Source organism: Streptomyces sp. NPDC001508 (assembly GCF_040298665.1).
Taxonomy (GTDB): Bacteria; Actinomycetota; Actinomycetes; order Streptomycetales; family Streptomycetaceae; genus Streptomyces.
Genome location: NZ_JBEPAP010000060.1, coordinates 11831 through 24405 on the forward strand (window position 1 = coordinate 11831; position 12575 = coordinate 24405).

General features: G+C 71.6%; 11 protein-coding genes and 1 riboswitch. Of the genes, 6 read left to right on the forward strand and 5 right to left on the reverse strand.

Annotation, left to right across the window (positions count from 1 at the left end):
* Positions 1-4 precede the first annotated feature (4 nt).
* From ABT245_RS36070 to ABT245_RS36080, 3 genes are all read right to left on the reverse strand, one after another.
* Positions 5-934 (reverse strand): 1-phosphofructokinase family hexose kinase, encoded by a 930-nt coding sequence (locus tag ABT245_RS36070; RefSeq protein WP_351742286.1) that lies wholly within the window; start codon positions 932-934, stop codon positions 5-7.
* 130 nt (positions 935-1064) lie between these two features.
* Positions 1065-2243 carry an N-acetylglucosamine-6-phosphate deacetylase gene (nagA, locus tag ABT245_RS36075; RefSeq protein WP_351742288.1) on the reverse strand — a complete coding sequence of 393 codons (1179 nt, stop codon included), beginning with the start codon at positions 2241-2243 and terminating at the stop codon, positions 1065-1067.
* Positions 2243-3184, reverse strand: coding sequence for an ROK family protein (locus ABT245_RS36080; RefSeq protein WP_351742291.1), 942 nt, complete (start codon positions 3182-3184; stop codon positions 2243-2245). The genes nagA and ABT245_RS36080 overlap by 1 nt, the downstream gene beginning before the upstream one ends.
* A 296-nt stretch (positions 3185-3480) precedes the next feature.
* Between ABT245_RS36080 and ABT245_RS36085 the strand changes: the two genes are divergently transcribed.
* Together ABT245_RS36085 and otsB are read left to right on the forward strand one after the other, a co-directional pair.
* Positions 3481-3723 (forward strand): DUF3263 domain-containing protein, encoded by a 243-nt coding sequence (locus ABT245_RS36085; RefSeq protein WP_351742293.1) that lies wholly within the window; start codon positions 3481-3483, stop codon positions 3721-3723.
* 48 nt (positions 3724-3771) lie between these two features.
* Positions 3772-4647 (forward strand): trehalose-phosphatase, encoded by an 876-nt coding sequence (gene otsB / locus ABT245_RS36090; RefSeq protein WP_351742296.1) that lies wholly within the window; start codon positions 3772-3774, stop codon positions 4645-4647.
* On the opposite strand, the gene ABT245_RS36095 is transcribed toward otsB, so the two are convergent.
* Together ABT245_RS36095 and ABT245_RS36100 are read right to left on the reverse strand one after the other, a co-directional pair.
* Complete coding sequence (locus ABT245_RS36095; protein ID WP_351742299.1) at positions 4626-6032, reverse strand: alpha,alpha-trehalose-phosphate synthase (UDP-forming); 1407 nt, start codon at positions 6030-6032, stop codon at positions 4626-4628. The two genes, otsB and ABT245_RS36095, sit on opposite strands and share 22 nt — an antisense overlap.
* A gap of 715 nt (positions 6033-6747) precedes the next feature.
* On the reverse strand, positions 6748-7692 hold the full coding sequence (locus tag ABT245_RS36100) for a glucosyl-3-phosphoglycerate synthase (protein ID WP_351742303.1): 945 nt from the start codon (positions 7690-7692) through the stop codon (positions 6748-6750).
* Between the two features lie 158 nt (positions 7693-7850).
* A riboswitch (SAM riboswitch) is annotated at positions 7851-8015 on the forward strand.
* An 18-nt stretch (positions 8016-8033) separates the two neighbouring features.
* Between ABT245_RS36100 and thrC the strand changes: the two genes are divergently transcribed.
* The 4 genes from thrC (at position 8034) to groL (ending at position 12317) form a co-directional block, all read left to right on the forward strand.
* Positions 8034-9317, forward strand: coding sequence for a threonine synthase (gene thrC / locus ABT245_RS36105; protein WP_351742306.1), 1284 nt, complete (start codon positions 8034-8036; stop codon positions 9315-9317).
* Positions 9314-9589, forward strand: coding sequence for a MoaD/ThiS family protein (locus tag ABT245_RS36110; RefSeq protein WP_351742308.1), 276 nt, complete (start codon positions 9314-9316; stop codon positions 9587-9589). The genes thrC and ABT245_RS36110 overlap by 4 nt, the downstream gene beginning before the upstream one ends.
* Before the next feature lie 434 nt (positions 9590-10023).
* The gene (locus tag ABT245_RS36115; protein ID WP_004986573.1) at positions 10024-10227 is read left to right on the forward strand and encodes a cold-shock protein; all 204 of its coding nucleotides are present in this window, start codon (positions 10024-10026) and stop codon (positions 10225-10227) included.
* Between the two features lie 467 nt (positions 10228-10694).
* Entirely contained in the window at positions 10695-12317 is a 1623-nt protein-coding gene (gene groL, locus ABT245_RS36120; protein WP_351742311.1) for a chaperonin GroEL, read from the forward strand.
* Positions 12318-12575 lie beyond the last annotated feature (258 nt).

A 12575-nucleotide genomic window follows, 5' to 3' on the forward strand; every position in this document is an offset into this window, starting at 1 on the left:
CGTCTCAGGCGGCGTTGGTCTCGCTGGTCACCGTGACCCGCGGTCGTAGCTCTTCGTACGTCGCGTGGTCGAATTCGCCTGCTACTGGTGCTGCCACGGTCGCGGCGGACAGGGCGATCGCGTGGGTCAGGCGGTCCGGCCAGGGGAGGCGTTCCACCAGGCCCGACAGCAGGCCCGCCACCGCGGAGTCGCCGGCGCCGGTCGGGTTGCCGTGCACGGCGGCGGGCGGGGTGGCCCGCCAGTGGCCCTGCGGGGTGTGGGCGAGCAGCCCCCGCGGCCCGAGGGAGGCGACCACGGCGTGTGCGCCCCGCCTGCGGACGTCCCGGGCCGCCCGCAGCGGCTCGTGCGAGCCGGTGAGTTCGGCCAGCTCGTCCGCGTTGGGCTTGACGATGTCCGGGCGGGCCGCCACCCCGCGGCGCAGCGGCTCCCCGCTGGTGTCCAGCAGCACGGGGACACCGGCCGACCGGGCGGCCCGTATCAGGCCCGCGTACGCCCCCACCGGCACCCCGGGCGGCAGGCTGCCGCACAGCGCCACCGCCTCGGCCGGCCCCAGCAGACCCTCGTACGCCTCCTGGAACGCGGCCCACTCGGCGGGGGTCACCTGCGGTCCCGGCTCGTTCAACTGGGTGGTGTCGCCGGTGCGTTCGTCCACGACGGCGATCGTGCGCCGGGTCGCACCCGCGATCGGGACCAGCGCGTCCGCCACGCCCGGAATGCCGGTGAGCCGGTCGCGTACCTCCCGGCCCGTGCCGCCGCCCGCGAACCCGGTGACCGTCACCTCGTGCCCGAGGGCCGCCAGTACCCGGGCCACGTTCACACCCTTGCCGCCCGGCCGCTCGGCGACCGCGGACACCCGGTGCGAGGCGTGCGGCCGCAGCGACCGCACGCGGTAGGTGAGATCGAGAGCGGTGTTCAGCGTGACCGTGAGGATCACCCGCGCCGACCTCCCTCGCTGTCCGGGCTGAGCCGGGTGTTCTGGTCCCGATCATGTCAAACAGTTGGCGAGGGGCCCAGACCACGGGCGGTCACCGGCTTTCGCCGGCGCGCACGACCTGGGGGACGTATCAGGGCATTCGGGGATCGACCACCCAGGCGCCCTGCCGCATCACGCCCTTGACGTCGAAGTCCGCGTCGAGGAGCACCAGGTCGGCGTCCTTGCCGGGCTCCAGGGAGCCCACCCGGTCGGCCAGGCCAAGCAGCCGCGCCGGGTTGGCGGACAGGGCCGCCACCACGTCCGGCACCGGCAGCCGGTCGACCGTCACCGCCCGTTTGAAGGCGCGGTCCAGGGTCAGGGTGGAGCCCGCGATCGAGCCGCCCCGCACGAGCCGGGCCACGCCGTCGCTGACCTCGACCTCCAGCGGGCCGAGCAGGTAGCGGCCGTCGCCGCTCCCGGCCGCGTCCATCGCGTCGGTGATGAACGCGACCCGCCCGGCGCCCGCGTGCCGGAACGCCAGTTCCAGCGCGGCCGGATGGAGATGGGTGCCGTCGTTGATCAGCTCGACGGTGACCCGTTCGTCCGCCAGCAGGGCGGCGACCGGGCCGGGGGAGCGGTGGCCGAGCGGCGGCATCGCGTTGAACAGATGGGTGGCGACCGTGGCGCCCGCGTCGATCGCCTGCACCGTCTGCTCGTACGTCGCGTCGGTGTGCCCGACGGCGGCGATCACGCCGTGCTCCGTCAGGAGCCGTACGGAGTCGATGCCGCCCGGCAGTTCGGCGGCGAGGGTGACCATCCGGGTCCGGCCGCGCCCCGCGTCGATCAGCCGGCGCACCTCCTCCGGGTCCGGGTCGCGCAGCAGTTCCTCGGAGTGCGCGCCCTTGCGGCACGGCGAGATGAACGGGCCCTCGAAGTGGATCCCGGCGAGATCGCCCTGTTCGGCCAGCTCGGACAGCAGCCCGGCCTGCTTGACCAGGAAGTCCATGTCGTCGGTGACGGTGGAGGCGAGCAGCGTGGTGGTGCCGTGCAGCCGGTGGGTGCGGACGGCCGTCAGGATCTCGTCGGCCGTGCCCGAGAACGAGGCGCCCCCACCACCGTGGTTGTGCAGGTCGACGAAGCCGGGCACCAGCCAGTGGCCCCGTACGTCGATCACCTCGGCGTCCGCGGGGGCGGCGGCCGTGATCCTCGTGTCGGCGTCCGCGGGGGCGGCGGCCGTGATCCTCGTGCCCTCGACGATCACGCGTCCGTCGGTCACGATCCCGGTGGGCAGCACCACCCGGGCGCCGGCAAGAACCGTACTGGGGGCCATCAGGCGGTTACCTCCGAAGGGTCAGTGGTGACGAGGAGATCCCGGGCGAGGAGCCCCGCGCCCAGGCAGCCGGCGGTGTCCCCGAGGGCGGCGGGGACGATCGACGGGAGTTTCTGGAAGGTGACGCGGCGCCGGACGGCGTCCCGCAGCGGCCGCAACAGGGTCTGCCCCGCCTCGGCGAGCCCGCCGCCGATGATCAGCGTGCGCGGGTCCAGCAGGGTGAGCGCGGTGACCAGCCCGTCGGCCAGTGCGTCCACCGCCTCCTGCCAGACCCGGACGGCGTTCGGATCACCGGACGCGACGGCCCGCGCGCAGTCCGCGGCGTCCGCGTCGGGCTTTGCCGAGGCGGCCGCCCAGGCCGCGCTCACCGCCGACGCGGAGGCGTATCGCTCCAGGCAGCCGAGCTGCCCGCACGGACACGCGGTCCCGCCGGGCCGTACGACGATGTGGCCGATCTCGCCCGCGAAGCCGTGCGCGCCCGCCTCCACCCGGCCGTCGAGACCGATGGCGCCCGCGATGCCGGTGCCCAGGGGCACGAACAGGAAGCGGTCCGCGCCCCGGCCCGCGCCGATCCGGCCCTCGGCCAGCCCGCCGGTGCGCACGTCGTGGCCGAGCGCCACCGGGATGCCGAGCCGGTCGGCGAGCAGGGCGCGCAGCGGCACGTCGCGCCAGCCCAGGTTGGCCGCGTAGGCGGCGATACCGCGTTCCTCGTCGACGATGCCAGGCACCGCGATGCCGGCCGCGGCGGCGGGTTCGCCGAACCGCTCGGTGCCGTATGCGCGCAGTTCGGCGGCGAAGCCGAGGATGCCCTCGACCACCGCTTCGGGCCCGCGTTCGCGCCCGGTCGCGCGGCGGTCCTGGTACAGCAGCTCGCCGCCGTCCCCGACCAGGGCGGCCTTCATCCCGGTGCCGCCCACGTCGAGGGCGATGACATGTCTCACGGGGAACAGTGTGGACCGCGAACCCTTAAGAGGTCTAGTCCACTTACACGGTGCAGGTCCCACGGGGCCACATGACGAACGGCGACGGGACGCGGACCCCCCACCTCTTCAGGACCGCCACCTCTTCAGGACCGCCACCTCTTCAGGACCGCCACCTCTTCAGGACCGCCACCTCTTCAGGACCGCCACTCCTTCAGGACCGCCACCCCTTTACGGACCCCCTTTACGGCCCCACCGTTCACGGACCAGGACCCCGGGAGCGATCCGCCGTCGGTGCCCGGCGCTACCGTTCACCCATGGAACCGGACGACCGCCACGAGCTGGGCCGCCGCGAACAGACCATCCTCGCGCTGGAGCGCCGGGGCTTTCCGGGACCCGGCGCCAAGGAGCGCGCGATACGCGAGGAACTGGGCCTCGCCCCGGTCCGCTACTACCAGCTCCTGAACGCCCTGCTGGACGACGAGCGCGCACTGGCCCACGACCCGGTGACGGTCAACCGCCTGCGCCGGACCCGAGAGGCCCGCCGCACCGGGCGCTGACCCGCGCTGCCAGGCGTGCGGGGCGGTTCGCGTGGATAGGGTCGGGTCATGGGCACCCATATGACGGACTCGACCGATCCCCAGGACGCGCTTCCGACGCCCGTGACACAGGCCGGGCGGGACGGGCTCGCCGCACTGATCGCACGGCCCCGCACCGCGGTGATCGGCCTCGACTTCGACGGCACGCTCGCGCCGATCGTGGCCGACCCCGAGCAGGCACGCGCACACCCGGACGCCGTACCCGCGCTCGCCGCCCTCGCCCCGAAGGTGGCCTCGATCGCGGTGGTCACCGGACGCCCGGCCGGCGTCGCGGTCCGCCACGGCGGCTTCGCGGGCGTACCCGGTCTGGAGCACCTGGTCGTCCTCGGCCACTACGGCGCCGAACGCTGGGACGCGGTCAGCGGCACCGTCAGCGCCCCTGCCCCGCACCCCGGCGTCGCCGCCGTCCGCGCCGAACTGCCCGGCTTCCTCGACCGGATCGGTGCCTGGCGGGGCACCTGGATCGAGGAGAAGGGGCGGGCCGTGGCCGTGCACACCCGCCGCGCCGAGGATCCGCAGGCCGCGTTCGAGGCGCTGCGCGGTCCCCTCGCCGACCTGGCCACCCGGCACGGCCTGATCGTCGAGCCCGGCCGTCTGGTCCTCGAACTGCGCCCGCCCGGTATGGACAAGGGCGTTGCGTTGCTGGAGTACGTCCGGGAGATCGGTGCCGCATCCGTCGTGTACGGCGGCGACGACCTCGGTGACCTCCCCGCCTTCGCGGCCGTCGACAAGCTCCGCTCCGACGGCGTGCCCGGCCTGCTGGTGTGCAGCGGCAGCAGCGAGGTGACCGAACTCGCCGAGCGCGCCGACCTGGTCGTGGGCGGCCCGGCCGGGGTGGTGCGGCTGCTGCGGACGCTCGCCGGTCAGCTGGACCGGCCAGCCTGAAGGGCGTGCAGCTGGTCCAGGAACCACTGGGCCGGCGGCAGCGCCGTGGCCGCGGCGGCCAGCCGCTTGGTCCGCTCCGCCCGCTCGTCGTCCGGCAGGGTGAGCGCCCGGTGCAGGGCGTTCGCCGTGCCCCCGATGTCGTACGGGTTGACGGTGATCGCGTCCTCGCCCAGCTCCTCGTACGCCCCGGCCTCCCGGGACAGCACCAGCGCGCAGCCCCTGTCGGAGACGACCGGCACCTCCTTGGCGACCAGGTTCATGCCGTCCCTGATGGGGTTCACCAGGGCCACGTCGGCCAGCCGGTAGGCGGCGAGCGAGCGCGCGAAGTCGTCCTCGACATGCAGCAGCACCGGTGTCCAACCCGGCGTCCCGTACCGCGCGTTGATCTCCTCCGCGACGCGCCGCACCTCGGCCGTGTAGTCCCGGTACACGGCCAGGTCCTGGCGCGAGGGGTAGGCGAAGGCGATGTGCACGACCCGCTCGCGCCACTCGGGGCGGTCCGCCAGCAGCTGCCGGTACGCCAGCAGCCCGCGCACGATGTTCTTGGACAGCTCGGTGCGGTCCACCCGCACGATCGCCTTGCGGTCCGCGCCGATCTCCGTGCGCAGCGCCGTCATCCGTTCGGCCACGTCCGGCTCGTGCGCACGCGCGCGCAGGAAGTCCGCGTCGGCGCCCAGACCGTGTACGCCGATGCGGGTGCCGGACGGGATGCCGGGTCCGAGGACCAGGTGGCAGCAGTCGGTGAAGGCGTCCGCCCAGCGCCGGGTGAGGAACGCGGCGCGGTCCGCGCCCAGGATTCCGCCGAGCAGTTCGGCCGCGATGTCGTCGGGCAGCAGCCGGAAGTAGTCCGGCGGCGCCCACGGGGTGTGCGAGAAGTGGCCGATACGCAGGTCGGGGCGGAGCTGCCGCAGCAGCCGGGGGGCCAGCGCCAGGTGGTAGTCCTGTACGACGACCGCCGCGCCCTCGGCCGCCTCCTCGGCCAGCGCCTCGGCGAACGCCCGGTTGTAGGTCCGGTACGACGCCCACTGCCGCCGGAACTCCGCGTCGAAGACCGGCTCCAGGGGGGTCTGGTAGAGCATGTGGTGCACGAACCACAGCACGGAGTTGGCGATGCCGTTGTAGGCGTCGGCGTACACGTCGGCCGGAATGTCCAGCATCCGCACGCCGGGCTCGCCGACCCCGCGGCGCACCGCCTCGCGGTCGCCGTCGGACAGCGCCGAGCACACCCACAGCGCGTCCGCGTCGGGGCCGATCGCCGAGAGCCCGGAGACCAGCCCGCCGCCGCCCCGCCGGGCGACCAGCGAGCCGTCCTCCTGGACGGAGTACGAGACCGGGCCGCGGTTGGACGCGACCAGTACCTGGGCAGCACCGTGCGTGGAAGCCATACGCCTCAACCTAGCCACCCCCACAAACCCTCAAACGTACGACCCACCCCGGCCGACGCCGTACTCTGGCCGACGCCCCGCGCCGGCCGACGCCCCGCGCCGGCCGGCGCCGTGCTTCGACCCGTGCCCTCTTTCGGCTCCCGCCGTGTGTCGGCCCCCGCCCCGTTCCGGCCGACGCCGTGCTTTGGCTGGCGCCGCGTGTCGGCTGGCGCCGTGCTTCGGCAGGTGTCCTCAATCGGCTCGCGCTGCGTGTCGGCCTGCGCCGTGTTTCGGCTTGCGCCGCGTGTCGGCCTGCGCGTCCCGTGTCGGCCCGTGTCCTGCTTAGGTCCGTGTGGCGTTTCGGCCCGTGTCCTGCTTAAGTTCGCGTGGCGTTTCGGCCCGCGCTTTGCCTCGGCCTGCGCTCCTTCGGCTCGCGCCGTGTTTCGGCTTGCGCCTGCCACGACGAGCCCCAGCCGGAGCCCGCGCCCGCGCCGCGTCTCGGCTCGCGTTCTGCTTCGACCCGCGCCTTGCCTCGGCCCCTGCTCTGTTTCGGCTGGCGCCGTGCTGCGGCTCGCGCTTTGCCGCGGCCTGCGCCGCGTCTCGGTCGCGCCTTGCCTCAGCCGTGCCCCGTGTCGGCCCGTGTCCTGTGTCGGCCTGCGTGTCCGGTGTCGGCCCGTGTCCCGTTGTGGTTTGTGGGGTGTTTTCGGCTGTGTTTCGGGTCGGGGCGGTCGTGGGGTCAGGCCACCTGGCGGGTGGTGTATTCCGTGATCTGTGCCATCGGTGGTCGTTCCTCCGTGTCCACCGGGTAGGTGTGCGGCTCGAAGCCGTTCTCGCCCCGCTCGAACTGGGTGAGGGAGGGCCGTACGAGGTGCCCGCGGGCCAGCCGCAGCTGCGCGGTGCGGTAGATCGCGGCGGCCATCCGGCCCAGGGCCTGCCCGTCCTGGTGCCGGTGCTTGCGCACACCGACGTCGACCTGGGCGAGGGCGTCCAGGCCCACCAGGTGCAGGGCGTCGACCAGCATGCCCAGTTCGACGCCGTATCCGACGGGGAACGGCAGCCGCTCCAGCAGTGAGCGGCGGGCCGCGTACTCGCCGCCGAGCGGCTGCACGAAACCGGCCAGCTGCGGCCAGTGCAGGTTGAGCAGCGGTCGGGCCATCAGCTCGGTGACCCGGCCGCCCTGGCCGGCCGCATCGCCCAGCGGTCGGTCGTACATCGCCTTGACCAGGTCGACGTCCGGTTCGGTGAGCAGCGGGCCGACGATCCCGGTGACGAAGTCGGAGGAGAACTCCCGCAGGTCCGCGTCGACGAAGCAGACGATGTCCCCGCCGGTGACGAGCAGCGAGCGCCACAGGACCTCGCCCTTGCCGGGCGCGGCGGGCAGCCGCGGCAGGATGGCGTCGCGGTGCACCACCCGGGCACCCGCCGCGGCGGCCACCTCGGAGGTGCGGTCGGTGGACCCCGAGTCGACGACGACGATCTCGTCGACCAGCGCCGCCTGCCGTACGAGGTCGTGCCGGATGACGGCGACGATGTCGCCGACCGTCTCCTCCTCGTTGAGCGCGGGCAGCACGACGGAGACCGACTGGCCCGTACGCTGTTTCGCGGTGATGATCTTGTGCAGTGGCCGGTCGGTCACGGACCAGGAGCGGGTGGCCAGCCAGCGCTCGACTTCTTCCAGCACAGTCAGCTGCTCCTCACTGTCGTGATCACACCTGGTGCATGTGTGATCCATCTCGCGGTTCGGACGACTATCTCAACTGTCCTGGCCGTCGGTTACAGTCTTGAACAACGCGGATGACCATCGCATGGCGGGGGTCGTCGGCGTTCACAACCGCATACAGCTCATCCAGAGGGGCAGAGGGACACGGCCCGATGAAGCCCCGGCAACCCTCCAGCCGGTACTCGTACTGATCGCTGCGCAAGCCGATCGTTTCCGCGAGGCTCCCGGCTAGGGAAGGTGCCAAATCCGTCTCACGGCGAGATGCGTCGTGAGGAAGATGAGGAGAAAGGGCCTCGCCTCACATGGCTGTGCAGACCGTTGCAAGCACCACGAACCAGTCGGTGGACCTCGGTCCCGCCGCGGCCCTCAGCTGCCGCGAGTGCGGTCACCGGGTGCCGCTCGGCCCGGTGTTCGCCTGCGAGGAGTGTTTCGGCCCGCTGGAGATCGCCTACGACTTCTCGGCGTACGACACCGAGGAGCTGCGCCGGACGATCGAGGCGGGCCCCGCGAACATCTGGCGCTATGCGCCGCTGCTGCCCGTCCCCGCGGACGTGGCCGAAAAGCCCAACCTGAACCCCGGCTGGACCAAGCTGGTCCAGGCCGACAACCTGGCCCGCGAACTCGGCGTCACCGGCGGCCTGTACGTGAAGGACGACTCCGGCAACCCGACGCACTCCTTCAAGGACCGGGTGGTCGCCCAGGCGCTGGAGGCGGCGCGCGCCTTCGGCTTCACGACCCTGTCCTGCTCCTCCACAGGCAACCTCGCCGGAGCCGTCGGCGCCGCGGCGGCCCGGGCCGGCCTCCGCTCCTGTGTGTTCATCCCGCACGACCTGGAGCAGGGCAAGGTCGTCATGGCCGCGATCTACGGCGGTGACCTCGTCGGCATCGAGGGCAACTACGACGACGTGAACCGCTTCTGCTCCGAGCTGATCGGCGACCCGGCGGGCGAGGGCTGGGGCTTCGTCAACGTCAACCTGCGCCCGTACTACGCGGAGGGCTCCAAGACCCTGGCGTACGAGATCTGCGAACAGCTCGGCTGGCGGCTGCCCGACCAGATCGTCGTGCCGATCGCCTCCGGCTCCCAGCTCACCAAGATCGACAAGGGGCTGCGGGAGCTGATCGCGCTGGGTCTGGTCGAGGACCGGCCGTACAAGATCTTCGGCGCGCAGGCCGAGGGCTGCTCGCCGGTGTCGACCGCGTTCAAGGCCGGTCATGACGTGGTCCGCCCGCAGAAGCCGAACACGATCGCCAAGTCCCTGGCGATCGGCAACCCGGCCGACGGGCCGTACGTACTGGACATCGCGCGCCGTACGGGCGGCGCGGTGGAGGACGTGACGGACGAACAGGTCGTCGACGCGATCAAGCTGCTGGCGCGCACCGAGGGCATCTTCGCGGAGACGGCCGGCGGTGTCACCGTGGGCGTGACGAAGAAGCTCATCGACGACGGTGTGCTCGACCCAGCGCTCACCACGGTCGTCCTCAACACCGGCGACGGCCTCAAGACCCTCGACGCGGTGGCCGGCACCGGCCTGACCGCCACCATCCGTCCGAACCTGGACTCCTTCCGAGAGGCTGGCCTCGCATGAGCGTGACCGTTCGCATCCCCACCATCCTGCGTACCTACACGGGCGGCCTGGCGGAGGTGAGCGCCGAGGGCGCGAACCTCGCAGAGGTGATCGCCGACCTGGAGAAGAACCACACCGGCATCTCCGCACGCGTCCTGGACGACCAGGGCAAGCTGCGCCGCTTCGTGAACGTGTACGTCAACGACGACGACGTCCGCTTCGAGCAGGGCCTGCAGACGGCGACGCCGGACGGTGCGGGCGTGTCCATCATCCCGGCCGTGGCCGGCGGCTGACGATCCTTTACCTTCGGTAACTCCGATTACCGACTGTTCACCCGATGGCCCCCTCCGTGAGAGAAGCGGAGGGGGCTATTCAGTGGGGTTGAACGCGGTAGAGTTGGGGAACGCGTTCCCGGCCCGGCGGGTCGGAAGCCCCGGATTCAGTCCGCGCAGCCGCCAAGAAGTCGCCAAAGTCCATGCGTTCTTCGCGGCTTTTATTCCTTTTATAGGGCCCGACTTGCCCTGAATTCTGCCGAATTCTCGGCAGATTTCCGACCGAGTGCGTCCAGATTTCTCGTCCGATTGACCTGTTGCAGAGGGCAGTTGGACAGATACATTCAGCCGCGGTCGACGCGTTCCGGCGCACGCCCCCAACCTTGGGGGGTGAGGTCTGACCCGGGTCCGCGAAGTGTGGATCTGTGCAAGGGCCAGTAATAGGGGAGTTAGGCATGGCTCAGGGCACCGTCAAGTGGTTCAACGCGGAGAAGGGGTACGGCTTCATCGCGGTCGACGGTGGTGCGGACGTCTTCGTCCACTACAGCGCGATTCAGATGGACGGCTACCGCACCCTGGAAGAGGGCCAGCGGGTCGAGTTCGAGATCTCGCAGGGCCAGAAGGGCCCGCAGGCCGATATGGTTCGCGTCACCGCCTGAAACATTCTCAACGCGCAGGGCCCGTACCTCCTGGGGTGCGGGCCCTGCGTCGTGCCCAGGCCACAGGGCGCGTGTCGCAGGGTCCATGTCGCAGGGGCCATGCGCATGGCTCATGCCGTAGGGCTCAGGCGACAGCGCTCATGCGACAGGGCCCGTGCGACAGGGCCCGTGCCGCGGTGTCCGGGCCGCGGTGTCCGGGCCGCCGCGCCGGGGGGCGCGCGCCCGGTCGCCACCACCCGGCCGCACCCCCCGCGACGGGTCCGCGGCGTGGGCGCACCTTGCACTCGGGTGGGTCGAGTGCTAATCATTGGCGTTAGCACTCTGAAGGTGAGAGTGACAACGAAGGACCGGGTCGGTGAGGCCCGCAGGCCGGGTGGGGCAAGGAACCACAAGGCCGGCGAGCCGTCCGTCGCGGGCGCGGGCGCGGTCCGAAGGAATCACCCCCAGTCCTGGAGGGACCACTTCACATGGCCAAGATCATCGCGTTCGACGAGGAGGCACGGCGCGGCCTTGAGCGCGGTATGAACCAGCTCGCCGACGCCGTCAAGGTCACCCTCGGCCCCAAGGGCCGCAACGTCGTCCTTGAGAAGAAGTGGGGCGCCCCCACGATCACCAACGATGGTGTGTCCATCGCCAAGGAGATCGAGCTGGAGGACCCGTACGAGAAGATCGGCGCCGAGCTGGTCAAGGAAGTCGCCAAGAAGACCGACGACGTCGCCGGTGACGGTACGACCACCGCCACCGTCCTCGCTCAGGCCCTGGTCAAGGAGGGCCTGCGCAACGTCGCCGCCGGCGCCAACCCGATGGCTCTGAAGCGCGGTATCGAGAAGGCCGTCGAGGCCGTCTCCGCCGCCCTGCTGGAGCAGGCGAAGGACGTCGAGACCAAGGAGCAGATCGCCTCCACGGCCTCCATCTCCGCCGCCGACACCCAGATCGGCGAGCTGATCGCCGAGGCCATGGACAAGGTCGGCAAGGAAGGCGTCATCACCGTCGAGGAGTCGCAGACCTTCGGTCTGGAGCTTGAGCTCACCGAGGGCATGCGCTTCGACAAGGGCTACATCTCGGCGTACTTCGCCACCGACATGGAGCGTATGGAGGCGTCGCTCGACGACCCGTACATCCTGATCGCCAACTCCAAGATCAGCTCCGTCAAGGACCTGCTTCCGCTCCTGGAGAAGGTCATGCAGTCGGGCAAGCCGCTGCTGATCATCGCCGAGGACGTCGAGGGCGAGGCCCTGTCGACCCTGGTCGTCAACAAGATCCGCGGCACCTTCAAGTCCGTCGCCGTCAAGGCCCCGGGCTTCGGTGACCGCCGCAAGGCCATGCTCGGCGACATCGCCATCCTCACGGGCGGCGAGGTCATCTCCGAGGAGGTCGGCCTCAAGCTGGAGAACGCGACCCTGGACCTCCTGGGCCGCGCCCGCAAGGTCGTCATCACCAAGGACGAGACCACCATCGTCGACGGTGCCGGCTCCTCCGAGCAGGTCAACGGCCGGGTCAACCAGATCCGTGCCGAGATCGAGAACAGCGACTCGGACTACGACCGCGAGAAGCTCCAGGAGCGCCTGGCCAAGCTGGCCGGCGGCGTCGCCGTCATCAAGGCCGGTGCCGCCACCGAGGTGGAACTCAAGGAGCGCAAGCACCGCATCGAGGACGCCGTGCGCAACGCCAAGGCGGCCGTCGAGGAGGGCATCGTCGCCGGTGGTGGCGTGGCCCTGCTGCAGACCACCAACGTCTTCGAGAAGCTGGAGCTGGACGGTGACGAGGCGACCGGCGCGCAGGCCGTGAAGCTCGCCCTGGAGGCCCCGCTCAAGCAGATCGCGGTCAACGCCGGCCTTGAGGGCGGCGTCGTGGTCGAGAAGGTCCGCAACCTCACCCCGGGTCACGGTCTGAACGCCGCGACCGGCGAGTACGTCGACCTGGTCGCCGAGGGCATCATCGACCCGGCGAAGGTGACGCGTTCCGCTCTGCAGAACGCCGCGTCCATCGCCGCGCTGTTCCTCACCACCGAGGCCGTCATCGCCGACAAGCCGGAGAAGTCCGCGCCGGCCGCCCCGGGCGGCATGCCGGGCGGTGACATGGACTTCTGATCCTCCCCGAGGATCGGACCCGTCCGCCGCACACCGAGGGCGGCACTCCCTGACCCCAGGGAGTGCCGCCCTCGGGCATGTAACGCCCCGTCACCGCGGCCTCGGGGGCGGCGCCGGCGCCAGGAAACGCGGCCCAGGACCTTCTCCGCCACCCGGCTCCGGATCCCACGGCCACCCGGCTCCGGATCCCACGGCCACCCGGCTCCGGACCCCACCATCAGCCGCCTCCGGACTGGCCCGTCAGCCGCCTCCGGACTG